This is a genomic window from Streptomyces sp. NPDC051940 (assembly GCF_040680895.1).
GTDB lineage: Bacteria > Actinomycetota > Actinomycetes > Streptomycetales > Streptomycetaceae > Streptomyces.
In genome coordinates this window covers 61,548-85,487 of the sequence record NZ_JBFAXR010000010.1, presented here as the reverse complement: position 1 = coordinate 85,487, position 23,940 = coordinate 61,548, and the positions used below count along the sequence as shown (strand labels likewise).

Annotated in this window: 24 protein-coding genes; 15 read left to right on the top strand and 9 right to left on the bottom strand. The window is 72.9% G+C overall.

Features of this window, described 5'->3' with window-relative positions; genetic code table 11:
- Nucleotides 1-149: 149 nt before the first annotated feature.
- Together pknB and AB0M28_RS06990 are read left to right on the top strand one after the other, a co-directional pair.
- A complete protein-coding gene (gene pknB, locus AB0M28_RS06995) occupies nt 150-2,099 on the top strand; it encodes a Stk1 family PASTA domain-containing Ser/Thr kinase (RefSeq protein WP_365398984.1) in 1,950 nt (649 codons plus the stop codon).
- Nucleotides 2,100-2,179: 80 nt separating this feature from the next.
- The gene (locus AB0M28_RS06990) at nt 2,180-3,052 is read left to right on the top strand and encodes a J domain-containing protein (RefSeq protein ID WP_365398981.1); all 873 of its coding nucleotides are present in this window, start codon (nt 2,180-2,182) and stop codon (nt 3,050-3,052) included.
- 50 nt (nt 3,053-3,102) lie between these two features.
- Here AB0M28_RS06990 and AB0M28_RS06985 read toward each other — a convergent pair whose 3' ends face one another.
- The gene (locus tag AB0M28_RS06985; RefSeq protein ID WP_365399093.1) at nt 3,103-3,576 is read right to left on the bottom strand and encodes an Lrp/AsnC family transcriptional regulator; all 474 of its coding nucleotides are present in this window, start codon (nt 3,574-3,576) and stop codon (nt 3,103-3,105) included.
- Between the two features lie 185 nt (nt 3,577-3,761).
- Here AB0M28_RS06985 and pdhA point away from each other — a divergent pair, with 185 nt between their 5' ends.
- From pdhA to AB0M28_RS06970, 3 genes are read left to right on the top strand one after another with little or no spacing between them, the layout of a single operon-like run.
- Complete coding sequence (pdhA, locus tag AB0M28_RS06980; protein WP_365398978.1) at nt 3,762-4,907, top strand: pyruvate dehydrogenase (acetyl-transferring) E1 component subunit alpha; 1,146 nt, start codon at nt 3,762-3,764, stop codon at nt 4,905-4,907.
- Nucleotides 4,907-5,947, top strand: a complete 1,041-nt coding sequence (locus tag AB0M28_RS06975) for an alpha-ketoacid dehydrogenase subunit beta (RefSeq protein ID WP_365398975.1) — start codon at nt 4,907-4,909, stop codon at nt 5,945-5,947. The genes pdhA and AB0M28_RS06975 overlap by 1 nt, the downstream gene beginning before the upstream one ends.
- Complete coding sequence (locus AB0M28_RS06970) at nt 5,947-7,260, top strand: dihydrolipoamide acetyltransferase family protein (protein WP_365398973.1); 1,314 nt, start codon at nt 5,947-5,949, stop codon at nt 7,258-7,260. Before AB0M28_RS06975 ends, AB0M28_RS06970 begins: the two co-directional genes overlap by 1 nt.
- Before the next feature lie 86 nt (nt 7,261-7,346).
- Here AB0M28_RS06970 and AB0M28_RS06965 read toward each other — a convergent pair whose 3' ends face one another.
- Together AB0M28_RS06965 and AB0M28_RS06960 are read right to left on the bottom strand one after the other, a co-directional pair.
- The gene (locus tag AB0M28_RS06965; protein WP_365398970.1) at nt 7,347-8,111 is read right to left on the bottom strand and encodes a dienelactone hydrolase family protein; all 765 of its coding nucleotides are present in this window, start codon (nt 8,109-8,111) and stop codon (nt 7,347-7,349) included.
- Between the two features lie 72 nt (nt 8,112-8,183).
- Entirely contained in the window at nt 8,184-8,777 is a 594-nt protein-coding gene (locus AB0M28_RS06960) for a TetR/AcrR family transcriptional regulator (RefSeq protein WP_365398967.1), read from the bottom strand.
- 86 nt (nt 8,778-8,863) lie between these two features.
- On the opposite strand from AB0M28_RS06960, the gene paaN reads away from it, so the two are divergent.
- Nucleotides 8,864-10,549, top strand: a complete 1,686-nt coding sequence (gene paaN / locus AB0M28_RS06955) for a phenylacetic acid degradation protein PaaN (RefSeq protein ID WP_365398964.1) — start codon at nt 8,864-8,866, stop codon at nt 10,547-10,549.
- A 108-nt stretch (nt 10,550-10,657) separates the two neighbouring features.
- On the opposite strand, the gene AB0M28_RS06950 is transcribed toward paaN, so the two are convergent.
- The 5 genes from AB0M28_RS06950 to AB0M28_RS06930 form a co-directional block, all read right to left on the bottom strand.
- On the bottom strand, nt 10,658-11,392 hold the full coding sequence (locus tag AB0M28_RS06950) for a hypothetical protein (protein ID WP_365398961.1): 735 nt from the start codon (nt 11,390-11,392) through the stop codon (nt 10,658-10,660).
- A gap of 127 nt (nt 11,393-11,519) precedes the next feature.
- The gene (locus tag AB0M28_RS06945) at nt 11,520-12,284 is read right to left on the bottom strand and encodes a TrmH family RNA methyltransferase (protein WP_365398958.1); all 765 of its coding nucleotides are present in this window, start codon (nt 12,282-12,284) and stop codon (nt 11,520-11,522) included.
- Between the two features lie 65 nt (nt 12,285-12,349).
- Nucleotides 12,350-12,865: a DUF4429 domain-containing protein gene (locus AB0M28_RS06940; protein ID WP_365398955.1), complete on the bottom strand. Its 516-nt coding sequence runs from the start codon at nt 12,863-12,865 to the stop codon at nt 12,350-12,352.
- A 112-nt stretch (nt 12,866-12,977) separates the two neighbouring features.
- A complete protein-coding gene (locus AB0M28_RS06935; RefSeq protein ID WP_365399090.1) occupies nt 12,978-14,234 on the bottom strand; it encodes an HTTM domain-containing protein in 1,257 nt (418 codons plus the stop codon).
- A 56-nt stretch (nt 14,235-14,290) separates the two neighbouring features.
- Nucleotides 14,291-14,992 (bottom strand): DUF5819 family protein, encoded by a 702-nt coding sequence (locus tag AB0M28_RS06930; RefSeq protein ID WP_365398952.1) that lies wholly within the window; start codon nt 14,990-14,992, stop codon nt 14,291-14,293.
- Between the two features lie 288 nt (nt 14,993-15,280).
- Between AB0M28_RS06930 and paaA the strand changes: the two genes are divergently transcribed.
- From paaA to AB0M28_RS06900, 6 genes are all read left to right on the top strand, one after another.
- Nucleotides 15,281-16,231 (top strand): 1,2-phenylacetyl-CoA epoxidase subunit PaaA, encoded by a 951-nt coding sequence (gene paaA, locus AB0M28_RS06925; protein WP_365398949.1) that lies wholly within the window; start codon nt 15,281-15,283, stop codon nt 16,229-16,231.
- On the top strand, nt 16,228-16,515 hold the full coding sequence (paaB, locus tag AB0M28_RS06920) for a 1,2-phenylacetyl-CoA epoxidase subunit PaaB (RefSeq protein ID WP_365398946.1): 288 nt from the start codon (nt 16,228-16,230) through the stop codon (nt 16,513-16,515). The genes paaA and paaB overlap by 4 nt, the downstream gene beginning before the upstream one ends.
- Nucleotides 16,512-17,213: a 1,2-phenylacetyl-CoA epoxidase subunit PaaC gene (paaC, locus tag AB0M28_RS06915; RefSeq protein WP_365398943.1), complete on the top strand. Its 702-nt coding sequence runs from the start codon at nt 16,512-16,514 to the stop codon at nt 17,211-17,213. The genes paaB and paaC overlap by 4 nt, the downstream gene beginning before the upstream one ends.
- Nucleotides 17,210-17,731 carry a 1,2-phenylacetyl-CoA epoxidase subunit PaaD gene (gene paaD, locus AB0M28_RS06910; protein WP_365398940.1) on the top strand — a complete coding sequence of 174 codons (522 nt, stop codon included), beginning with the start codon at nt 17,210-17,212 and terminating at the stop codon, nt 17,729-17,731. The genes paaC and paaD overlap by 4 nt, the downstream gene beginning before the upstream one ends.
- Nucleotides 17,728-18,831 (top strand): 2Fe-2S iron-sulfur cluster-binding protein, encoded by a 1,104-nt coding sequence (locus AB0M28_RS06905; protein WP_365398937.1) that lies wholly within the window; start codon nt 17,728-17,730, stop codon nt 18,829-18,831. Before paaD ends, AB0M28_RS06905 begins: the two co-directional genes overlap by 4 nt.
- Nucleotides 18,832-18,923: 92 nt before the next feature.
- A complete protein-coding gene (locus AB0M28_RS06900; protein WP_365398934.1) occupies nt 18,924-20,021 on the top strand; it encodes an acyl-CoA dehydrogenase family protein in 1,098 nt (365 codons plus the stop codon).
- 117 nt (nt 20,022-20,138) lie between these two features.
- Here AB0M28_RS06900 and AB0M28_RS06895 read toward each other — a convergent pair whose 3' ends face one another.
- On the bottom strand, nt 20,139-20,486 hold the full coding sequence (locus AB0M28_RS06895) for a rhodanese-like domain-containing protein (protein ID WP_365398931.1): 348 nt from the start codon (nt 20,484-20,486) through the stop codon (nt 20,139-20,141).
- A gap of 53 nt (nt 20,487-20,539) precedes the next feature.
- Between AB0M28_RS06895 and AB0M28_RS06890 the strand changes: the two genes are divergently transcribed.
- Genes AB0M28_RS06890 through AB0M28_RS06880 form a run of 3 tightly spaced genes read left to right on the top strand, consistent with a single transcriptional unit; the run spans nt 20,540 to nt 23,867 of the window.
- Complete coding sequence (locus tag AB0M28_RS06890; RefSeq protein ID WP_365398928.1) at nt 20,540-21,379, top strand: NTP transferase domain-containing protein; 840 nt, start codon at nt 20,540-20,542, stop codon at nt 21,377-21,379.
- Nucleotides 21,376-22,788: a molybdopterin molybdotransferase MoeA gene (locus AB0M28_RS06885; protein ID WP_365398925.1), complete on the top strand. Its 1,413-nt coding sequence runs from the start codon at nt 21,376-21,378 to the stop codon at nt 22,786-22,788. The genes AB0M28_RS06890 and AB0M28_RS06885 overlap by 4 nt, the downstream gene beginning before the upstream one ends.
- The gene (locus tag AB0M28_RS06880) at nt 22,785-23,867 is read left to right on the top strand and encodes a potassium channel family protein (protein ID WP_365398922.1); all 1,083 of its coding nucleotides are present in this window, start codon (nt 22,785-22,787) and stop codon (nt 23,865-23,867) included. Before AB0M28_RS06885 ends, AB0M28_RS06880 begins: the two co-directional genes overlap by 4 nt.
- Nucleotides 23,868-23,940 lie beyond the last annotated feature (73 nt).

Here is a 23,940-nt window from a genome sequence, read left to right as displayed (position 1 = left end):
ACCCGGAGCGTCCGATACCGGTCGGATATCAGCTGTCCCACCCGGTCCGGTGGCGACACGCTTGCCCGGTACGGTATGCCGAGCAGCACAAGTCGACGATCCCACCGGCCCGTGGCGGGCCGAGCACAGTCAGAGGGCTGGAGAGAGCTATGGATGAGCCGCGTCGCCTAGGCGGCCGGTACGAGCTGGGCCAGGTGCTCGGCCGCGGCGGCATGGCCGAGGTCTACCTTGCCCACGACACCCGGCTGGGCCGTACCGTCGCCGTCAAGACGCTGCGCGCGGACCTGGCCCGCGACCCGTCGTTCCAGGCCCGGTTCCGCCGTGAGGCGCAGTCGGCGGCCTCGCTGAACCATCCGGCGATCGTCGCCGTGTACGACACCGGCGAGGACTACATCGACGGCGTCTCCATCCCGTACATCGTGATGGAGTACGTCGACGGCTCCACCCTGCGTGAGCTTCTTCACTCCGGGCGGCGGCTGCTGCCCGAGCGGGCGATGGAGATGTGCGTCGGCATCCTGCAGGCGCTGGAGTACTCGCACCGCAGCCAGATCGTCCACCGCGACATCAAGCCGGCGAACGTCATGCTGACGCGCACCGGCCAGGTCAAGGTGATGGACTTCGGCATCGCGCGGGCGATGGGCGACTCGGGTATGACGATGACCCAGACCGCCGCCGTCATCGGCACCGCCCAGTACCTCTCCCCGGAGCAGGCCAAGGGCGAGCAGGTGGACGCCCGCTCCGACCTGTACTCCACGGGCTGCCTGCTGTACGAACTGCTCACCAACCGGCCTCCGTTCGTCGGCGACTCCCCGGTGGCCGTCGCGTACCAGCACGTGCGCGAGGAGCCGCAGTCGCCGTCGGTGTACGACCCCGAGATCACGCCGGCGATGGACGCGATCGTCCTCAAGGCGCTGACCAAGGACCCCGACTACCGCTACCAGTCCGCCGACGAGATGCGCGCCGACATCGAGGCGTGCCTCGACGGCCAGCCGGTCGCGGCCACGGCCGCGATGGGCGCGGCCGGCGGCTACGGCTACGGCGACGCCCCGACGGCGGCGATCACCCCGCAGCAGGGCTACGGCCAGCACACCTCGATGCTGCCGCCCATGCGGGACGACGACGGCGGCATGGGTTACGACGACGGCCCGCCCTCGCGCCGCCGCCAGCAGCCGCAGCGGCGCAACGGCTCCACCTCGACGGTGCTGCTGGTGCTCGCGGGCATCCTGGTGCTGGTCGGCGCGATCTTCATCGGCCAGGCGGTCTTCGACCAGAAGCCGAACACGTCGAAGGAAGCGCCGAGCGTGGTGGGCCTGACCAAGGCCGATGCGGAGCAGCAGGTCACCAACGCGGGTCTGGTGTTCAAGGAGGGCGCGGGCAAGTCCTGCGAGCTCGCCAAGAAGAACCTGGTCCTGGAGCAGACCCCGACGGCGAAGGCGCCCGTCGAGGACGGCGACACGATGACGGTCGTGCTGTGCACGTCCGTCGCCAAGGTCGAGGTGCCGGACGTCGTCGGTGACGACTACGACGACGCGAAGGACGCGCTCGAGGAGGCCGGCTTCGAGGTGAAGCGGGAGGACAAGCCCTCCAACGAGGTCGAGCCGGGCAAGGTCATCTCGCAGGACCCGAAGGGCGACCGGAAGCTGGAGCCGGGCAAGACGGTGACGCTGACGGTGGCGGCGGAGCCGGAGACGGTGGCGATCCCCGACGTGAAGGGGATGAACCCCGACCAGGCCGAGCAGACGCTGCGGGACAAGGGCTTCACCAACATCACCCGGGCCGAGGAGCAGAGCAACGAGCAGCCCGAGGGGACCGTCACCCGCACCGACCCGGCCGCCCTGCAGGAGGTCAAGAAGGAGCGGCAGATCACGATCTTCGTCGCCGCCAAGAAGGACCAGAGGGTCCAGGTGCCGGAGCTCAAGACGCAGACCGTGGCCGCCGCCCGCGCCGCGCTGCAGCAGCTCGGACTGGGCCTCCAGGCGCAGAGCCTCATCAACGGCCAGCAGCCCGGCGAGGACTGGATCATCCAGGGCAGCAACCCGCCGGCCGGCAGCGAGATGCGGCCGGGAGAGACGGTGACGGTCTTCGTCACGCCTCCGTAAGCCGGGACCTGCACCCGTAGCGAGCACGAATCCAAGGGCCGCGGACGTACCGTCCGCGGCCCTTGGCCTACCCTGACCCCGTGACGTCGACAGATGCGAGCAGCAGCGGGGACAGCGAGGGCGTGGCGCGGCTGGAGCGGGCCGTGCGCGCGGCGGAGGACGCCCTGATCGAGTACGAGATCGCGGTGGAGACCTTCCAGATCGAGGTGGACAACTTCTCCCGCCTGCACCACCAGCGGCTGGGCCCGGTGTACAGCCGGCTGGACGAGCTCGACGCGCTGATCGCCGAGGCGGTGGCGGCGAAGACCGGCGATCCGGCGGACCTGGACAAGGCGCGGGAGCTGCGCGCCCAGGTGATGCCGATGCCGAACGTGGAGGAGCTGTTCAACGGCTGGGTGACGGACGAGGGCGTCGTCCCGGACGCGGCGGCGATGCTCACCGGCCAGTCGGCCCGTACACCACCGCGGGTGCGGCCGAGTGAGGAGTGCCGCCGGCTGTACCGCGAACTCGCCCGCAAGGCCCATCCGGACCTCGCGCAGGACGACAATGAGCGCGACCGGCGCGGGGAGTTCATCACCCGCGTCAACCAGGCGTACGCCAACGGGGACGAGGCCGCCCTGCGCGCGCTGACCGAGGAGTGGGAGGCCGGGCCCGCCCTCGTGCTGCCCGAACTCACCCGCGCCGAGGAGCTGTACGCCCGGCTGGAGTGGCTCGCGGCGCGCAAGGAGCTGCTCACGATCAGGGCCAGGGAGCTGGAGGAGTCGGCGATCGGCCAGATGCTGCTGATGGCGCCCGACGATCCGGACCGGCTGATCGAGGAGGTCGCGGAGGAGCTGCTGGCCCGGGTGGAGCGCCGGGAGGCGGAGCTGGCGGGCATGGCCGCGGGGGGTGCGGGGGCTTCGGACGCCGAAGGGGCTTCGGACGCCGAGGGGGCCGAGGGGGCTCAGGGCTGAACACCGGGCGGGCTCGCGCCGATTGACCGGCGCGCGGCCCGCCCGTCCGCTTACGCCTCCTGCAGGTCCGTCTCCTCGAAGACCAGCAGCGTGCGCGTCGACAGGACCTCCGGTATGGCCTGGATCCTCGTCAGCACCAGATCGCGCAGGGCGCGGTTGTCCGCCGTGTGGACCAGCAGCAGTACGTCGAAGTCGCCGCCGACCAGGGCGATGTGGGCGGCGCCGGGGAGGCGTTCGAGCTGCTCGCGGACCGCGCGCCAGCTGTTCTGGACGATCTTCAGCGTGATGTACGCCGAGGTGCCCTGCCCCGCCCGCTCCTGATCGACCCGCGCGGTGAAACCGCGGATCACCCCGTCCTCGATCAGCCGGTTGATCCGCGCGTACGCGTTGGCGCGCGAGACGTGCACCTGCTCCGCGACCGAGCGCACCGAGGCGCGGCCGTCCGCCCGCAGGATGCGGATGATGGCCCGGTCGACCTCGTCCAGGGGACGCGCCTGCTCCGCGTCCCGCGCCGTGTCGGCCATCTGTTCGCCAGCCACCCTCTCAGCCTCCCCTGCTTGGACGCAATGCTTCCATTCCAGGCTGTGCAGAACCGTTTGTCCACAGGCTATCGGCGCCCGTAGCCAAAATGCCCGCTCAACCGAACAATCGGTAGGTGAGGACCACCACGTCCTCACCACGTTCATGCCCCCACAAGGAGGTGGAAGTCATGACGGTCACCGAGCAGCCCGGCCGTGCCACGCAGACGGCCCCGCCGGTGCCCCCGCCGGCCTGGCGGCCGCGCACGGATCCGGCGCCCCTGCTCCCGGACCCCGAGCCCTACCGGGTGCTGGGCACCGAGGCGGCGGCGAAGCTCGACGCGGAGCTGATGCGGGAGCTGTACGCCGAGCTGGTCCGCGGCCGCCGGTACAACCAGCAGGCCACCGCGCTGACCAAGCAGGGCCGGCTCGCCGTCTACCCGTCCACCACCGGCCAGGAGGCCAGTGAGATCGCCGCCGCCAAGGTGCTGCGGGACCAGGACTGGCTCTTCCCCTCCTACCGCGACACCCTCGCCGCCGTCGCCCGGGGCCTGGACCCCGTGCAGGCCCTCACCCTGCTGCGCGGCGACTGGCACAGCGGCTACGACCCGCACGAGCACCGCGTCGCCCCGCTCTCCACCCCGCTGGCCACCCAGCTCCCGCACGCCGTGGGCCTGGCCCACGCCGCCCGGCTCAAGGGCGACGACGTGGTGGCGCTCGCCATGGTCGGCGACGGCGGCACCTCCGAGGGCGACTTCCACGAGGCGCTGAACTTCGCCGCCGTCTGGCAGGCCCCGGTCGTCTTCCTCGTACAGAACAACGGCTTCGCCATCTCCGTACCCCTGGCCAAGCAGACGGCGGCCCCGTCGCTGGCCCACAAGGGTGTCGGCTACGGCATACCGGCCCGCCTCGTCGACGGCAACGACGTCGCCGCCATGCACGAGGTGCTGAGCCAGGCCATGGAGCGCGCCCGCAGCGGCGGCGGCCCGACCCTGATCGAGGCCGTCACCTACCGCGTCGACGCCCACACCAACGCCGACGACGCCACCCGCTACCGCACCGACGGCGAGGTCGAGACCTGGCGGGCGCACGACCCGATCACGCTGCTCGAGCGGGAGCTGAAGGACCGCGGCATCCTGGACGAGGACGGCATCGACGCCGCCCGCGCCGCCGCCGAGGAGATGGCCGCCGCGCTGCGCGAGCGGATGAACGCAGACGCGGAGCTGGACCCGATGGACCTCTTCACCCATGTGTACGCCGAACCCACCCCGCAGTTGCGCGAGCAGGAGCTGCAGCTGAGGGCCGAGCTGCAGGCCGGCGCCGAGGGAGAGCACTGATGGCCACCGCAGTCGGGACCAAGGCCGCCAAGGCCAAGCAGACCACCATGGCCCAGGCCATCAACCGCGCGCTGCGCGACGCGATGGCCGAGGACCCCACGGTGCACATGATGGGAGAGGACGTCGGCACGCTCGGCGGCGTCTTCCGGATCACCGACGGTCTCGCCGCCGAGTTCGGCGACGACCGCTGCACCGACACCCCGCTCGCCGAGGCCGGCATCCTCGGCACGGCGGTCGGGATGGCGATGTACGGGCTGCGGCCGGTGGTGGAGATGCAGTTCGACGCCTTCGCCTACCCGGCGTTCGAACAGCTCATCAGCCATGTCTCGCGGATGCGCAACCGGACCGGCGGCGCCATGCCGCTGCCCCTGACGATCCGCGTGCCCTACGGCGGCGGCATCGGCGGCGTCGAGCACCACAGCGACTCCTCCGAGGCGTACTACATGGCCACCCCCGGCCTGCGCGTCTACACCCCGGCCACGGTCGCCGACGCGTACGGCATGCTGCGCGAGGCCATCGCCTGCGACGACCCGGTGGTGTTCCTGGAGCCCAAGCGGCTGTACTGGTCGAAGGCCGACTTCGCGCTGGACGCCCCGCAGACCGTGCCGCCCGTCGGCCAGGCGGTCGTGCGGCGGCCCGGCACCTCGGCGACGCTCATCACGTACGGGCCGTCCGTGCCCGTGTGCCTGGAGGCCGCCGAGGCGGCCACGGCGGAGGGCTGGGACCTGGAGGTCGTCGACCTGCGCTCCCTGGTGCCCTTCGACGACGCCACGGTCGCCGCGTCGGTACGGCGCACCGGCCGCGCGGTCGTGGTGCACGAGTCGACGGGCTTCGGCGGTCCGGGCGGCGAGATAGCGGCGCGGGTGACGGAGCGGTGCTTCCACCACCTGGAGGCACCCGTGCTGCGGGTGGCCGGGTTCGACATCCCGTATCCGCCGCCGATGCTGGAGAAGCACCACCTGCCGTCCGTGGACCGGATCCTCGACGCGGTGGCGCGGCTGCAGTGGGAGTCGGAGTACGTGTCCGGCGGAGGTGAGTGATGGCGGAGGTACGCGAGTTCGCCCTGCCCGACCTCGGTGAGGGACTCACCGAGGCCGAGATCGTGCGCTGGCTGGTGGAGGTCGGCGACGTCGTCGCCATCGACCAGCCGGTGGTGGAGGTCGAGACGGCCAAGGCGATGGTCGAGGTGCCGTGCCCCTACGGGGGTGTGGTCACCGCCCGGTTCGGGGAGCCGGGGGAGGAGGTGCCCGTCGGGGCCGCGCTGGTGACGGTGGCGGTGGGGGCTTCGCAGGCCTCGTCCGTGGCGGCTCCCGCGTCCTCGGCCGACGCCGCTGACGAGGGCTCGGGGAACGTGCTGGTCGGCTACGGCACCAGCGCGTCCGGTGCCGCGCGCCGACGGCGGGTGCGGCGGCCGGCCGAGGCCGCCGCTGCCGCGCCGGTGAAGGCCGCGGCTGCCGTCGTGACTGCTGCTCCGGCCGAGGCGTCCGCCGCCGTTGCGGTCATCTCCCCGCTCGTGCGCCGGCTGGCCCGTGAGCACGGGCTGGATCTGGCGTCCGTGCCGGGGTCCGGTCCCGAGGGGCTGATCCTGCGCGCCGATGTCGAGAAGGCCGTGGCGGCCGCCCATACCCCCGTGGCCGTGGCCGTGGCGGCGGCGCCCGTCGCCGGGGCCGAGCGGATCCCGCTGCGCGGGGTGCGCGGCGCGGTCGCGGAGAAGCTGTCGCGCAGCCGCCGCGAGATACCGGACGCCACGACGTGGGTGGACGCGGACGCCACGGAGTTCATGGCCGTACGCCGCGCCATGAACGCCGCCGGTGGCCCGAAGGTCTCCGTCCTCGGGCTGCTGGCCCGGATCTGCACGGCGGCGCTCGCCCGCCACCCCGAGCTGAACGCCACCGTCGACCTGGCCGCCCGGGAGATCGTGCGGCTGCCCGCGGTCCACCTCGGCTTCGCGGCGCAGACCGAGCGGGGGCTGGTCGTCCCCGTCGTCCGGGACGCGCACACGCTGAGCGCGGCCCGGCTGACGGCGGAGATGGGCAGGCTCACCGACTCCGCCCGCGCGGGCACGCTGTCGCCGGCGGACCTGACGGGCGGGACGTTCACGCTGAACAACTACGGCGTGTTCGGGGTCGACGGTTCGACGCCGATCATCAACCACCCCGAGGCGGCCATGCTCGGCGTCGGCCGGATCGTGCCGAAGCCGTGGGTGCACGAGGGCGAGCTGGCGGTGCGCCAGGTCGTACAGCTGTCGTTCACCTTCGACCACCGGGTGTGCGACGGCGGTACGGCGGGCGGCTTCCTGCGGTACGTGGCGGACTGCGTGGAGCAGCCCGGGGTGCTGCTGCGGGATCTTTGACGGACGGGCTGCCCGGCCGGCGCGTGCGCGCGGGCCGGGCAGCCGAGCCGGGCTCACACACCGGCCGGGCAGCCCGCGAACCGTCCTCAGGCCGTGGCCTGCTTGATGAACGCCTTCACCCGCTGCCAGACCTCCGGGTAGGTCTCCAGCAGGAAGTTGCCGTGCTCGCCGGCGTCGACCAGCTCGAGCTTCTTGCCCTTGGCGGACTTCAGCGCCTTGTCGAGCTCCTTGGCGTTCTCGGCGAAGCGCCCGTCCGCGCTGCCCGCGATCAGATACACGGGCATCGTCAGCTTCGGCGCGGCAGCGAGCGCGTCGACATCCCCGTACGTCGTGGGGCCGGACACCGAGACCACCGCGGACACCGGCGGGTCGATGACCGCGGCTGCGGCCAGGGAGCCCGTACCCCCCTTGGACGCACCCATCAGGACGATCTTCGTCGCGCCCTTCTCGCGCAGCAGCTTCGCTCCCGCGACCGCCTCGTCGACCTCGTTGGCGCTGCTGTTGACGGCCAGCACCCGGTAGCCGTCCTTGGCCAGTTCGTCGGCGGCGGGGACCCACGAGCACACGTCGAGGTTGGACTGGTGGGCCAGGACGATGCCGGTCGTGCCCGAGCCGGTGAGGTAGCCGTCGACCGGGCTGCCGTCGGCGAGCTCGAAGGTCGTCGAGCCCTTGAGCTGCTCGCCCTCCAGACAGGCGAAGTCGTTCGGTCCGGAGCTCTGCGCCGCGGCCGGCGGCGAGCTCTCGGCGGCCTTGCTGCCGCCGTCGCCCGAGTCCCCGTCGCCGCACCCCGCCAGCACCAGCAGGGACACGGACACCATCGCCGCCACCGAACCCACCCGCGTACGCGTCATGACCCCGGATCGTCCCGGTCCGCGGCCACGGGGGTCAACGGCGGAATGATCGACTCCCGGCAACGATTGGGCTCAGCCGGTCCGCAGGCCCGCGAACGCCAACCGCACCACGGCGTCCGCCACTTCGGCGCCGTGGTGCGCGCCGCGGGCGTCCGGGCGGTACCACTCGGACACCGAGTTGATCATTCCGAAGAGCAGCCGGGTCGCCAGCCGCGGATCGACGTCGTCCCGGATGTCACCGTCCGCAGCGGCCAGCCGCACCAGCTCCGCCACCCGGTGGTCGAACTCCCGCCGCCGCTCCATCGCCCAGCGCTCGGTGTCGGTGTTTCCCCGTACGCGCAGCAGCAGCGTGACGTACGGCAGATCGGCCATCAGCACCTCGGTGCTGCGACGCGTGACGTACTCCAGACGGTCGACCGCGCGCCCCTCGCGCGCCTCTTCGTCCTCCAGTACGCCGAAAAGTCCGTCGAGGGCCCGGCTGACCGCGCGGTGCAGCAGCTCTTCCTTGCTGCGTACGTGGTGGTAGATGGACGATTTGGAGATGCCGGCCGCCTTGGACAGGTGCTCCATGGACGTGCCGTCGTAACCGCGTTCGATGAACACCTCCACCGCCACGGCGAGGAGGGACTCGGGGGTGTACGTGTCCCGCTTCGCGACGCTCGTCACAATCCACAGCCCCTCTTGAACCGACCGATCATTCGGTTACTCTAACCGCGACCCGACATTCCCTCCAGCTCGACGAGGAGTTGGCCATGACGACCACCACCCTGAGTCACGACGCCCTGACCGAGCGGCATCGCCCCACCCTCGAGCAGGCGCTGGAGGCGATCCGTACCCGCGCCTACTGGTCCCCGCACCCCGAGCATCCCAAGGCGTACGGCGAGACGGCGCCCGCGGACGGCCAGGCGGCCTTCGAGGCCCTGCGCGGCACCCGGCTGGACCTCGGCCAGCCCGGCACGGACGGCTGGGCGGGCGGCGAGGTCTCGCCGTACGGCGTCGAGCTCGGCGTGGAGTACCCGCACCCGGACGTGGACGTGCTGCTGCCCGCCATGCGGGCCGGGATGGCGGACTGGCGGGACGCGGGGCCCGAGCTGCGCGCCCTGGTCTGCCTGGAGATCCTCGCCCGGATCAGCGCCCGGACGCACGAGTTCGCGCACGCGGTCATGCACACCTCCGGCCAGGCGTTCATGATGGCGTTCCAGGCCGGCGGCCCGCACGCGCAGGACCGCGGGCTGGAGGCCGTGGCGTACGCGTACGCCGAGCAGATCCGTACGCCGCTGGTGGCCGACTGGTCCAAGCCGCAGGGCAAGCGGGACCCGCTGGAGCTGCGCAAGGCCTTCACCGCCGTGCCGCGGGGCATCGCGCTGGTCGTCGGGTGCAACACCTTCCCCACGTGGAACGGCTACCCGGGCTTCTTCGCGTCCCTCGCCACCGGCAACCCGGTGCTGGTCAAGCCGCACCCCCGGGCCGTGCTGCCGCTGGCGCTCACCGTCCAGGCGGCGCGCGAGGTGCTGGCGGAGACCGGCTTCGACCCGAACCTAGTCTGCCTGGCCGCCGAGCTCCCCGGCGAGGGCCTGGCGAAGACCCTCGCGGTCCGCCCCGAGATCAAGCTGATCGACTACACCGGCTCCACGGCCTTCGGCGACTGGCTGGAGACCAACGCCCGCCAGGCGCAGGTCTACACGGAGAAGGCCGGCGTCAACACGGTCGTCGTCGACTCGACGTCGGACTACGCCGGCATGCTCTCCAACCTGGCCTTCTCCCTCTCGCTGTACAGCGGCCAGATGTGCACCACCCCGCAGAACCTCCTCATCCCCCGCGACGGCATCGCCACGGACGCGGGCCACAAGTCGTACGACGACGTGGTCGCCGACATCGCCGGCGCGGTCGGCAAGCTCCTCGGCGACGACGCCCGCGCCAACGCGCTGCTGGGCGCGATCGTCAACCCCGGCGTACGCGAGCGCCTGGACGCGGCGGCGGGCCTCGGCGAGGTGGCCCTGGCGTCCCGCGAGGTCGCCAACCCCGACTTCCCGGACGCGGTGGTCCGCACGCCGGTCATCGTCAAGTTCGACGGGGCCAAGCCCGACGCCGAGGCGGCGTACATGTCGGAGTGCTTCGGCCCGGTGTCCTTCGCGGTGGCCATGGACTCCACGGCCGACGCGGTGGAGCTGCTGCGCCGCACGATCCGGGAGAAGGGCGCGATGACGGTCGGCGCGTACACGACCTCGGCGGAGGTGGAGCGCCGGATCGAGGAGGTCTGCTTCGAGGAGTCGGCCCAGCTCTCCCTGAACCTCACCGGCGGCGTCTACGTCAACCAGACCGCGGCGTTCTCCGACTTCCACGGCTCCGGCGGCAACCCCGCCGCGAACGCGGCCCTGTGCGACGGCGCGTTCGTCGCGAACCGCTTCCGGGTGGTGGAGGTGCGGCGGCAGGCGTGAACCTCCGGTGCCCTGTGAAAGAGCTTCGCGATAAAGCTCTTTCACAGGGTGACCTGTGGATAACTCACTTCGATAAACTTCAATGTGAAGTTTATCGATATGCCCTGATCAGCGCTGTGTGCCGCGACGTCGTCGGGGAGCTCCGACATCCCGGCGCAGACGCACGAAGTCGCGGCGGAGTTCGGACACCTCCGTCCGGAGTCCGCCCACGTCGGCCGTGACGTCCTCACGGAGTTCGGCCATGTCGGTCCGGACGTCGGCGATGTCCGTCTGGACGTCGGCGAGACGGACGCTCATCGCGCAGACGAGCTCGGTCTGCGCCGCCATGCGCTGGTTCAGCTCGCCGAGCTGACCCATCACGGGGATGAGGATGTGTTCCAGCGTGTGACCGCCCGGGCGCTGGGGCGGGACCCAGGCGTTGGCGCTCGCTTCGGTTCGGGTGCTCTCCTCGGCGTCGAGGAGGTAGTGGCGGACGCGCTGGGCGATCGCGCTGTCGCGCAGGAGCATGCCGGCGCAGAGGATGGCGCGCCGAGGCCAGAGGGCCAGACGACGAGCCTGTGGATAACTTGTGTTCGTAAGCTTCAGGTTGAAGCTTACGAATTCCTGCAGGTCGGCGCCTTGCAATACGGAGAGTCCGCAGGCGATCAGCTCCTCCCGGTGCCGCCCGAGCAAGTTGTTCACAGCCTTCTCGGTGACTTCGTAGTAGTCCGCGACCTGTGGTGTCGATGCGTGCACGCCATCAGGCATCAGCACGAGCGCTTTGACCTTGTCGAGGACATCGGTTCGATGGCTCAGACCGGAGCGCAGGCTTCGCGACTCCAGCAGAGCGGCTTCCGTGATCACGGATGGGCCTTCCACGTGTGGGGGGTGATGGACACGCGGAGGTGCTGCCTCCCGGCACTTCATCAGCTCCGCGCGAATGGCCCAACGAGCCCATTATCAGAAGGTCACGTTCCAAGGTGGCGAGCCGCTACACGGCGTGAGGTCCTCCCCAGTGGAAGAGGGTCATCGCGACGCTCGTGGCGAGGTTGTAGCTCGAGACCTGGGGGCGCATCGGGAGGGCGACCAGGTGGTTCGCCCTTGTGCGTAGGGCTGGGGACAGGCCGTGCCGCTCCGTGCCGAAGGCCAGGAGGGCGTCGTCCGGGAGGGTGAGGCCGCGGATGTCGTCGCCCGTCGGGTCGAGGGCGTACAGCGGGCCCGGGGGGAGGTCCGCCAGGGCCAGGCGCTCCACCGCCGTCGCGTAGTGCAGGCCCGCCGCGCCGCGGACCGCGCTGGGGTGCCACGGGTCGGCCGGGCCCGTCGTGACCACGCCCGTCGCGCCGAAGCCGGCGGCGAGGCGGATCACCGCGCCGATGTTGCCCAGGTTGCGGGGGTCCTCCAGGACCACGACGGGGGCGGGGCGCGGGCGCGCCCGTAGCGCGGCGAGGTTCGCCCCGCGCGGCGGGCGGGCCGCCAGGGCCGCGACCCGGGTGGGGTGGAGGCGGGGGACGAGGGTGCCGAGGTCCGTCTCGGGGATCTCCGCGAGGAGGCCGGCCAGCCGGTCCGTCAGGTCGGGGGCCAGCTCCCCGGCCAGGGCGAGCGTCTCCTTCACGTCCGCCGTCACGGCGAGGCGGACGTCCGCGCCGAAGCGCAGCGCGTGCTTCAGGGCGTGGAAGCCGTCGAGGAGGACGGTGTCCTCCCCGGCGGGGTCTTGTTGCCGGAGCCTGCGCCAGGTGTCGGTCGCTGTGTCGGTCATGGGTCCATCTTCGGGCGTGGCCCCCGCAGCCGGAGCCACCGCACCGCCCCGGAACGGTCCGCCCGTCACCGCCCCAGCAGTCGTTCCTTCGCCCGGTCGAACTCCTCCGGCGTGAGGATCCCGCGCGCCGCGAGGTCGCCCAGGGTCGTCAGATCGCGGACCAGGGAGCCGGCCGGCTCCGTCGGGTCCTCCGGCGGCGCGGGCAGGGGCGCCGCGTCGACCGGCCCGGGCGGGGGTCCGGCCGCCGCCGCGACGGCCGCGCGGACCGCGTCCCTGAGGTCCTCGAACTCCTGCCGGCGGCGCCAGGCGAACAGCACGGCGTCCTCGTCCCACGCAGCGTGCTGCACCGGTCCGCCCCGGACGAAGTCCGGCTCCTCGTCGTCCGGCCCCGCGAACTTGATGTACCCGAGCTGCATGGCCGCCCGCGGCTCGTGCCAGCGGACCTCCGCGATCTCGGACACGTGCATCCTGCGCTGCCCCACGCCCACGGTGCGCGCCGCGGCGAGACCGGACCGCGTGATCACGACGTACTGGCCGTCGAAGGTGACGTCACCGTTCTGGCCCTCGGCTTCCAGCCGCATTCCGCCCCCAAAGGCATCGCATCCGTATGCCCCGCACCGCTCGCCGCGATCCTGCCAGAGCGGACCCGCCCGGGCCATGGGCGAGATGGCACCGGTTCGGGGCGGCGGTGCCTCAGGTCGACGGCCGGACGTCCTCCGCGGCCTCCCGGTCGTCGGCCGGTGCCGACTGCTGCGGCAGCCACGCCTCCCCAGCCGCCTCCCCGGCCGCTTCCCCGGCCGGCTCCGCGGCGCGCTCCCGGCGCAGCAGCCGGTCCCGCCCCCGCCCCAGCACCGCCGCGGCCCACACCAGGAACACGGTCGGCAGGAACACCGCGTCCGCGGAGATCATGGCGAGGGAGAAGAACGGCAGCCCCAGCAGCACCGCGATGCTCAGATGCTCGACGATCATCAGCGCCAGCAGGGCGTTCTTCAGCCGCCGGTTGAACAGCGTGAAGGGGAAGGCCACCTGCACGAACACCGTGCCGTACGTGATGATCATGACCATCGTGCCGTTGGCGGTGACCAGCTCGCCCAGCCCCGGCCACGGGGTGAAGTAGTCCAGGTTCAGCGGGTAGTACGAGGCCGTGCCGTCCTGCCAGCGCGAGCCGCTGACCTTGTACCAGCCGGCGGTGGCGTAGATGAAGCAGACCTGCACGATGATGATCAGCAGCCCCGCGTTGTGCGCGATGTTCGCCAGCGCGTCGCACACCGCCCGCGCCTGCGACGCCCCGCGCCGGTCCAGCCACCACCACAGCCCGTGGACGGCCAGCAGCGCCCAGAAGAACAGCGCCCAGCCGGCGCTCAGCTCGCCGAACGTGGTGAACAGCACCAGGAAGAAACCCAGCACCGACCAGAGCCACACGCCCGCCAGGTCCAGCCCCGGATCGGGCTCCGCCCCGCCGGCCGCCGCCCGTCGCCTCGCCCGTCGCGCGTCCAGCGACCACACCTGCCCGCAGCGGGTGAGCACGAGATACCCGGCCATCAGATGGATGACGTTGTCGCCGCCGTCGCCCATGAAGACGCTGCGGTTCATCAGCGAGAAGACGCCCACCATGAACAGCACGGACATCGCCCGGGTCCGCCAGCCCAGCAGCAGGCCCACGCTCGCCAGCATCGCCAGCGCGTACACGACCTCGAACCACAGGGTGTCGCCGGACCACAGCAGCAGCGAGAAGGGGTGGTGCAGCTCGGTCTGCCGCTGGGCCAGCTCCAGGCTCCACGGCGAGTCGGGCCCGTACAGCTCGTGGCGGTGCGGGAACTCCCGGAGCAGGAAGCCGAGCCAGGTCAGCGCGAAGCCGATCCGTACGACGGCCGTCTGGTAGGGGCCGAAGGCGGTGCCGGTGACCCGGTCGATACCGCGGGCCAGGGCGCCCTCGGCGCGCCGGAGCAGCGCCCGGGCGGAGGGCGGCGAGGAAGGGGTGGGTGGTGGGGTGGGGGCGGTGGTGGTCACTGGTCCGCGTCCTCCCAGCGCCGCAGATCGTCGTCCTGCAGATCCTCGGGGTCCACCTGCCACCAGGACAGGGTGCGGTAGGTGGTGTCGGTGCCGGTCTTCTCACCGCTCCAGGACGGCGCGGCCACCGGGGTGTACGAACCGCGCAGCTGGACGCTCTCGATCCGGCCGCCGTCCGTCTCGGGGCCGAGGCGCAGCATCACGATCCGCTTCATGTACGCCTTGGAGAGGGCGCCGCGGTCGCCGAGGGGTTCGTTCTTCTCGTTGTGGGTGTTGACGTAGAACTCCCAGGCCCGGCGCAGCTCGTTCTGCTCGGTGTGGCTGGGGAACGGGTTGTGCGCGATGGCGTCGGCGTCCTGGGCGGAGAGGTCCGTCCAGCCGGTCTCGTGCAGTCCGTCGGCACCGCGGACGCGGGCGCGGACCTCGACGTGGATGTTGGTCTGCAGCGGGTTCGGGGCGAACAGCTTCCAGTTCTGCTCGAACTCCGGATAGATGTAGTCGCCGATCAGCTCCTGGTGCTTCTTGCTCACCGTGTTCGGCGGCGCCACGTGCAGGAACACCATCCCCAGATGCACCGCCACGGCCACGGCGGCGCCCGCCAGGGCGACCGCTATGACGACGCGGGAGACCGTGGACAGCTGCGGTGGCGCGGTCTGCTCCCCCGCGGCGGCCTCAGCGGGCCGATCGTGAGCTTCCATGCCCGCCCCGGTTTCCGTTCTTCGTGAGTGGTCGCGTGCTCGTGTGTGGTCGTGTGCTCGCGCGCTCGTACGTGGTCGCGCGGCACGCTACCGAAAGCGGGCCGCTGTGCGCATCGCCCGGCGGATACCGATTCGGGGGCGCGCCGGTGAAGGGCGGGTGGCGGTGGTCGGCCGCCGCCCCGACCTTGACAGGGTACGGTGCACCCCGGACCATGGAACCGAACGATCGGTCGGTCGGTGCGGGTCCCGCGGGGCCCGGGCCGGATCTCGGATGAAGGGCTGGCGCCAATGACGGCGACGATCGGAGAGGCCACGGCCCAGGAGGCGTTCGATGCCGCCATCGCGGCGGACGAGCGCATCGAGCCGCGCGACTGGATGCCGGACGCGTACCGGGCCACCCTGGTGCGCCAGATCGCCCAGCACGCGCACTCCGAGATCATCGGCATGCAGCCCGAGTCCAACTGGCTCACCCGCGCGCCCTCCCTGCGCCGCAAGGCGATCCTGATGGCGAAGGTCCAGGACGAGGCCGGCCACGGGCTCTACCTGTACAGCGCCGCCGAGACCCTGGGCGTCGGCCGCGACGAGCTGCTGGACAAGCTGCACTCCGGCCGCCAGAAGTACTCCTCGATCTTCAACTACCCCACGCTGACCTGGGCGGACGTCGGCGCCATCGGCTGGCTGGTGGACGGCGCCGCGATCATCAACCAGGTGCCGATCTGCCGCTGCTCCTACGGCCCGTACGCGCGCGCGATGGTCCGGGTCTGCAAGGAGGAGTCCTTCCACCAGCGCCAGGGGTACGAGCTGCTGCACACGCTCAGCCACGGCACGCCGGAGCAGAAGGCGATGGCCCAGGACGCCGTGGACCGCTGGTGGTGGCCGTCGATGATGATGTTCGGCCCGCCGGACGACGAGTCCACGCACTCCGCCCAGTCCATGGCCTGGAAGATCAAGCGGCACTCCAACGACGAGCTGCGCCAGCGCTTCGTCGACATCTGCGTCCCGCAGGCCGAGATCCTCGGCCTCACGCTCCCCGACCCGGACATCCGGTGGAACGAGGAGCGCGGGCACCACGACTTCGGAGCCATCGACTGGTCCGAGTTCTGGGACGTGCTGAAGGGCAACGGTCCCTGCAACGAACAGCGCCTGAGCCAGCGGCGCACGGCGCACGAGAACGGCGCGTGGGTGCGCGAGGCGGCTGCCGCGTACGCGGCGAAGCACGGAGAGGCTGAGAACGCATGACCCGTACCGACTGGCCCCTGTGGGAGGTCTTCGTCCGCAGCAGGCGCGGCCTGTCGCACGTGCACGCGGGCAGCCTGCACGCGCCCGACGCGGAGATGGCCCTGCGCAACGCGCGCGACCTGTACACCCGCCGCCAGGAGGGCGTCTCGGTGTGGGTGGTGCCGTCCGCGCAGATCACGGCCTCCTCGCCGGACGAGCGCGACCCGTTCTTCGAGCCGGCCGCCGACAAGCCGTACCGCCACCCCACTTTCTACGAGCTCCCGGACGGAGTGAAGAACCTGTGACCGCAGCACTGGCCCTCGGGGACGACGCGCTGGTCCTGTCCCACCGGCTCGCCGAGCTGTCCGGGCACGCCCCGGTGCTCGAGGAGGAGGTGGCCCTCGCGAACATCGCCCTCGACCTGCTCGGGCAGGCGCGGGTGCTGCTCTCGACGGAGGGCGACGAGGACGAGCTGGCGTATCTGCGCGAGGAGCGGTCCTTCCGCAATCTGCAGCTGGTCGAGCAGCCGAACGGCGACTTCGCGCAGACGATCGCGCGGCAGCTGTACTTCTCGGTGTACCAGGAGCTGCTGTACGGGCGGCTGGCAGTCGTCGACGGGCCCTTCCGGGGCATCGCGGCGAAGGCCGTGAAGGAGGTCGCGTACCACCGCGACCACGCCGAGCACTGGACGCTGCGGCTCGGCGACGGCACCGCGGAGTCGCACGAGCGGATGCAGGCCGGGCTGGACGCCCTGTGGCGCTACACCGGCGAGATGTTCCGGCCGGTGGAGGGGCTCGACGTCGACTGGGCGGAGCTGGAGAGCGTCTGGCTGGCGCGGATCACGGACGTCCTCGAGCGCGCCACGCTCACCCTGCCCGAGGGCCCGCGCACCGGCGCCTGGACGGCCGGTGCGGGGCGGCAGGGGCTGCACACCGAACCGTTCGGGCGGATGCTCGCCGAGATGCAGCACCTGCACCGCAGCCACCCGGGGGCGTCGTGGTGACCGTCCGGAGCTCCCTCGAGGAGCGGCTGCTGGAGCTGGCCGGCGCCGTCCCCGACCCCGAGCTGCCCGTGCTGAGCCTCGCCGAGCTGGGCGTGGTGCGCGGCGTGCACGTGTACGCGCCGGGCCGGGTGGAGGTCGAGCTGACCCCGACGTACACCGGCTGCCCGGCGATCGAGGCGATGTCCGCTGACATAGAGCAGGCCCTGCGGGAGACCGGCGGGATGGAGTCGGTGCAGGTGCGGGTGGTGCTGGAGCCGGCGTGGACGACCGACGACATCACCGAGGAGGGGCGGCGCAAGCTGCGGGAGTTCGGCATAGCCCCGCCCCGTACCAGCCGCGAGAGCGGTCCGGTGCTGGTCCAGCTCGGTCCCGCCCGCTACGACGAGCCGGTCCGCTGCCCGCGCTGCGGCTCCGCGCAGACGACGCTGCTGTCCCGCTTCTCCTCCACCGCCTGCAAGGCCCTGCGCCGCTGCGACAGCTGCCTGGAGCCGTTCGACCACTTCAAGGAGCTCACGTGACCGCGCCCGCGCCCGTGGCCCCCCGGCAGCACGCCGCCTTCCACACCCTGGCCGTCGCCCGCGTGGCGCGGCTGACGGAGGACTCCGTCGCGGTCACCTTCGCCGTGCCGGCGGAGCTGCGCGAGGCGTACGCCTTCCGCGCCGGGCAGCATCTGGCGGTACGGCGGCCCGGCGGCAACGGGCACGGGGCGGTGCGCCGGACGTACTCCATCTGCTCGCCCGAGTCCGCGGACCCGGCGGAGCTGACCGTGGGCGTGCGCGAGGTGGCGGGCGGCGCGTTCTCGACGTACGTCAACCAGGAGCTGGCCGCGGGCGAGGTCCTGGAGGTCATGACCCCGGCCGGGCGCTTCGGGCTGCGCGAGACGCCGCGCCCCGGCGGGTACTGGGCGGCGGTCGTCGGCGGCAGCGGCATCACCCCGGTGCTGTCGATCGCGGCGACCCTGCTGGAGCGGGACCCGGACGCGCGCTTCTGCCTCGTCCGCAGCGACCGTACGGCGCTGTCGACGATGTTCCTGGAGGAGGTCGCCGATCTGAAGGACCGGTATCCGGCGCGCTTCCACCTCGTACAGACGCTGTCGCGTGAGGAGACGCAGTCCGGGCTGGAGTCCGGGCGGCTGGACCGGCAGCGGCTGGCGGGGCTGCTGCCCGCGCTGCTGCCGGTGGAGGACGTCGACGGCTGGTTCCTGTGCGGGCCGTACGGGCTGGTGCAGGGCGCGGAGCAGGCGCTGCGGGGGCTGGGCGTGAAGCGGGGGCGGATCCACGAGGAGATCTTCCACGTGGACGACGGCTCCACGCCCGCCGCGCCGCCGGTCGTCGCGCCCGACCGGGCCTCGGTCACCGCGAAGCTCGGCGGGCGGTCCGGCAGCTGGCCGGTGCAGCAGGGCGAGACGCTGCTGGAGACGGTGCTGCGCAACCGGGCGGACGCGCCGTACGCCTGCAAGGGCGGGGTGTGCGGCACGTGCCGGGCGTTCCTGGTCGAGGGCGAGGTGCGGATGGACCGCAACTTCGCGCTGGAGCCGGACGAGGTGGAGGGCGGTTACGTCCTGGCGTGCCAGTCGCATCCGGTGACGGAGAAGGTGGAGCTGGACTTCGACCGGTAGGGCGTGGGGTCACGTCGTGCGGTCAGGGCCCCTTCAGGTCGTGCCGTCACGGGCCTTCCCTCTTGGTAGAACCTGTTCTACCTTCCGCTGCCATGGACTTCACCTTCAGCGAGGAACAGCAGGCCGCCGCAGAGGCGGCGAAGGCGGTGTTCTCCGGCGTCCGGCCGGACGCGGTGCCCAGCCCCGCGCTCGTGCCGGGCGCGGTGGCGGACGACTTCGACCGGCCGCTGTGGCGCGGCCTGGCCGCGGCCGACCTGATCGGGCTGCAACTGGACCCGGAGCACGGCGGGTCGGGTCTCGACCTGCTCGCGTTCTGCCTGGTGCTGCGGGAGTCCGCGCGGGTGCTGGCGCGCGTGCCGCTGCTGGAGACGGGGGCCGCGGCGCTGGCCCTGCAGCGGTACGGGGCCGACGCGCCCGGTGCCGCGGAGCTGCTGGGCCGCGTGGTGCGCGGCGAGTACGTGCTGACCGCGGCCGCCGCGGGCCGTACCGGACACGATTCGGCGGCGCTCGCCGTGTCGGCGCGGCGCGACGGTGAGGGCTGGCTGCTGGACGGCGCGCAGACGGCGGTGCCGTGGGCGCAGTCGGCCGACGCGGTCCTCGTGCCGGCGCACGCGGCGGACGGCCAGCCGGTGCTCGCGCTGGTGCCGCGCGACGCGGCGGGCCTCACGCTCGCGGACCAGGTCTCGACGAGCGGCGAACGGATGGCTGAGGTGCGGCTGTCGGCCGTACGCCCGCAGCTGGTGCTGGACGCGGACGGCGCGTGGGAGTGGCTGCGCTCGGTCCTCGCCGTCGGCACCTGCGCGCTGGCGCTGGGCCTCGGGCAGGCGGTGCTCGGCATGACGGGCGAGTACGCCTCGAAGCGCGAGCAGTTCGGGCACCCCATCGCGACGTTCCAGGCCGTCGCGGTCCAGGCGGCGGACCGCTACATCGACCTGCGGGCGATGGAGGTCACCCTGTGGCAGGCGGCGTGGAGTCTGGCGCCCGCGGACGTGGCGGTGGCGAAGATCTGGGCCTCCGACGGCGTCCGCCGGGTGGTGCAGACGGCCCAGCACCTGCACGGCGGCTTCGGCGCGGACACGGACTACACCCTGCACCGCTACCACGCCTGGGCGAAACACCTCGAGCTGTCCCTCGGCCCGGCGGCGGCCCACGAGGAGGCACTGGGCGAACTGCTGGCCGCCGAGGCGTGAGGGCCCGGGCGGGCGTCGCCTGTGGATAACCGGCGGATCCGTCGGTGCCGGCCGATAGCCTGGAAAGGGCGTGGCCCCCGGGCGGGCGGGGTCTGTCCGCGCGAGGGTGCCCGCGTCCTACAGCACCGCCCCCGGCTGCCCCGCCCCGTCCACCACCGGGCGGCCCGAGACCGCCCACGCCTCCATGCCGCCGGCGACGTTCACCGCGTCCATGCCCTGCTGGCCGAGGTACATCGCCACCTGGGCGGAGCGGCCGCCCGAGCGGCAGATCACGTTGATGCGGCCGTCCTGGGGGGCGGCCTCCGTCAGCTCGCCGTAGCGGGCGACGAACTCGCTCATCGGGATGTGCAGCGCGGCGGGGGCGTGGCCGGCGTGCCACTCCTCGTCCTCGCGCACGTCGAGCAGGAAGTCGGCGTCGGACAGCTCGTCGACGCGGACGGTGGGCACATGAGAACCGAAGACCATGCCACCGACGCTACCTGACCGGGCGCCGTGACCCGGCCCGCATACTGGAGCCCATGGCGTACGACGCTGTGGTGCTCACCGGCGGGGCGGCCCGCCGGCTCGGCGGTGCCGACAAGCCCTGGCTGTCCGTGGGCGGCCGGCCGCTGGCCGAGCGGGTGGTCGCGGCCTGCCGCGGGGCCGGGACGGTCGTGGTCGTCGGCCCGCGGCGGGAGACCGCCGCCGACGTCGTCTGGGCCCGGGAGGACCCGCCCGGCGGCGGCCCCGTGGCCGCGCTGGCGGCGGGCCTCGCGGCGGTACGCGCCGGGGTCGTCGTGGTGCTCTCCGGCGACCTTCCGTTCCTCGAACCGGGCATCGTGCGGCAGTTGACCGGCGCCCTGGGGGACGGGGAGGGCGCGCTGCTCGTCGACGAGGACGGCCGCGACCAGCCGCTCGTCGCGGCGTACCGCACCGACGCCCTGCGCGACGGACTCGCGCGGCTGGCGAAGGAGCACGGCACGCTCGCCGGACTCCCGCTGCGGCGCCTCGTCCGGGGACTGCGGCTGAACCGGATCGCCGCCGGCTCCAGTGCTTTCGACTGCGACACCTGGGAGGATCTCGCCGTTGCCAGAGCGAGGATCAGGGAGCATGGGACCGTGCTGGATGAATGGCTGACTGCAGTCAAGAACGAGCTGGGCATCGAACTGGACGTGGACACCGCCGTCCTGCTCGACCTCGCCCGCGACGCCGCCCACGGCGTGGCCCGGCCGGCGGCGCCGCTGACGACGTTCCTGGTGGGCTACGCCGCGGCGGCCAAGGGGGGCGGCCCCGAGGCCGTCGCCGAGGCGGCCCGCAGGTGCGCGGAGCTGGCGGCGCGCTGGGCGGCGGAGGACGGCGAGTCCGGGGCGGGCGGATGACGCCGCGGCGCGGGGCCGTCGAGCGGGACGAGTTCGACGAGGCGCTGTCGCTCGGGAACGCGCATCTGGCCGCGCCCCGGGGCGAGGAGTACGGCGACGCGTTCACGCTGGACCGCGAGGAGCCGGAGCCTTTCACGGCGCCCCATCAGACCCATCAGACCCATCAGACCCACCAGGCCCACCAGGCCCACCAGGCCCACCAGGCCCACCAGGCCCACCAGGCCCACCCCCACGCGGCAACGCCCTGGCCCGAGGCCCACCGCCTGGCCACCCGCGCCGCCCGCCCCCTCACCCCCGTGCCGCGCGCCCTGGCGCAGGCCGTCGGCCACGTCCTGGCGGCCCCGCTCCAGTCCCTCGCCGACCTGCCGCCCTTCGACACCTCCGCGATGGACGGCTACGCCGTCGCCGGACCCGGCCCCTGGCAGCTCGCCGAGGGCCAGGGCATCCTCGCCGGCGCCGCGGACGCCGCGACCCTGGAGGACGGCGGGGCGGTCCGTATCGCCACCGGCGCCCGCGTCCCCGCCGGGGCGACGGCCGTCGTCCGTTCCGAGCACGCGGCGGTGCGCGCCGACGGCACGCTGCACGCGCGTGACGTACGCACCGGCCAGGACATCCGCCCGCGGGGCCAGGAGTGCCGCTCCGGTACGCCGCTGCTGGCGGCCGGCGCCGAGGTCACCCCGGCGGTCGCCGGGCTGGCGGCGGCCGCCGGGTACGACGAGCTGAGCGTGTACCCGCGCCCGCGCGTCGAGGTGCTGGTGCTGGGCGAGGAGCTGCTGCACCGCGGGCTGCCGTCCGGGGGCCGGATCCGCGACGCGCTCGGCCCGATGCTCGCGCCGTGGCTGCACGCGCTGGGCGCCGACGCGTTCGTCACCCGCCGCCTCGGCGACGACGCGGAGCTGCTGTACGAGGCGGTCGCCACCAGCACCGCCCAGCTCGTCGTGACCACCGGCGGCACCGCCGACGGGCCGGTCGACCACGTGCACGGCACACTGCGCCGGCTCCACGCCGATCTGCTGGTCGACGGCGTCCAGGTGCGCCCCGGCCACCCCATGCTGCTGGCCCGGCTGCCCAACGGCGCCCATCTGGCGGGGCTGCCCGGCAACCCGCTCGCCGCCGTCACCGGCCTGGTGACCCTGGCCGAGCCGCTGCTGCGCGCGCTGCGCGGGGCCCCGCCGCGGGCGGAGACGAGGGCCGCGCTGACGGAGGACGTCACGGGCCATCCGCGGGACACGCGCGTCGTCCCCGTGGCGTACGACGGAGCGGGCCGCGCCCGCCCACTGCACTTCACCGGCCCCGCCATGCTCCGCGGCCTGGCCTCGGCGCAGGCGCTGGCCGTCGTGCCGCCCGGCGGCGCGCGGGCCGGTCAGGACGCGCTGCTGCTGCCGCTGCCGTGGAGGACGGGGGAGTGAAGCTCCCCGACGCCGGGGAGCCCGCGGACGGCGCCCGGCAGCCCGACGAGCAGCCGGACACCGCCAGGCCGACGCTCGCCGAACGCGTCGTGCTGCCCACGCACATCTCGGGCCCGATGCGGCAGGTCGGCACACGGCTGCTGATGGCGCTGCTCCTGCTGCTGATCACCACGCTGGTGGTGTACGTCAGCCGCGACGGCTACACCGACAACGCCGACGGATCGCTGTCCTTCCTGGACGCGGCGTACTACGCCACCGTGTCGCTCTCCACCACCGGGTACGGGGACATCGTCCCGGCCACCGACGGCACCCGGCTGACGACCATCCTCGTGGTGACGCCGCTGCGCGTCCTGTTCCTGATCATCCTGGTCGGCACGACGCTGGAGGTGCTCACCAAGCACACCCGCGATCAGTGGCGGATCGAACGCTGGAGGTCCAGATTGCGCGATCACACGATCGTCGTCGGCTACGGCACGAAGGGGCGTTCCGCCCTGCAGACCCTGTGTACGACCGGTCTCTCCAAGGACGGCGTCGTGGTGATCGACAACAGCGCGAAGAGCATCAGCGCCGCCAACGCGGACGGTTTCGCGGGCGTCGTCGGCGACGCGACGCGCAGCGAGGTGCTGCGGCGGGCGGAGGTCGAGCGCGCCCGGCAGATCGTGATCGCCTCGCAGCGCGACGACACCGCGGCGCTCGTGATCCTCACGGCCCGGCAGCTCAACCCGCGGGCGAACATCGTCGCCGCGGCCCGCGAGGAGGAGAACGTCCCCCTGCTGCGCCAGTCCGGCGCGAACGCGGTGATCACCAGCGCCTCGGCCGCGGGCCGCCTGCTGGGCCTGTCGGTCCTCAGCCCCGCCGCGGGCTCGGTGATGGAGGACCTGATCCTCCAGGGCTCGGGCCTGGACCTGGTGGACCGCCCGGCCACCCGGGCGGACGCGGGCCGCTCCCCGCGCGAGGCGGACGACCTGGTGGTGGCGGTGGTGCGCGGCCACCGGGTGCTCCCGTACGACGCCCCGGAGGCCCAGGCCATCCAGCTGACGGACCGCCTCATCACGATCAAGCGCGCCCCGGTCGCGTGACCTCCGCGCGGCGGACCCCGGGAAAGGTTCGGGGACGGGGGACGCGGAGGGCGGGTGCGGGAGTACCGTCTGA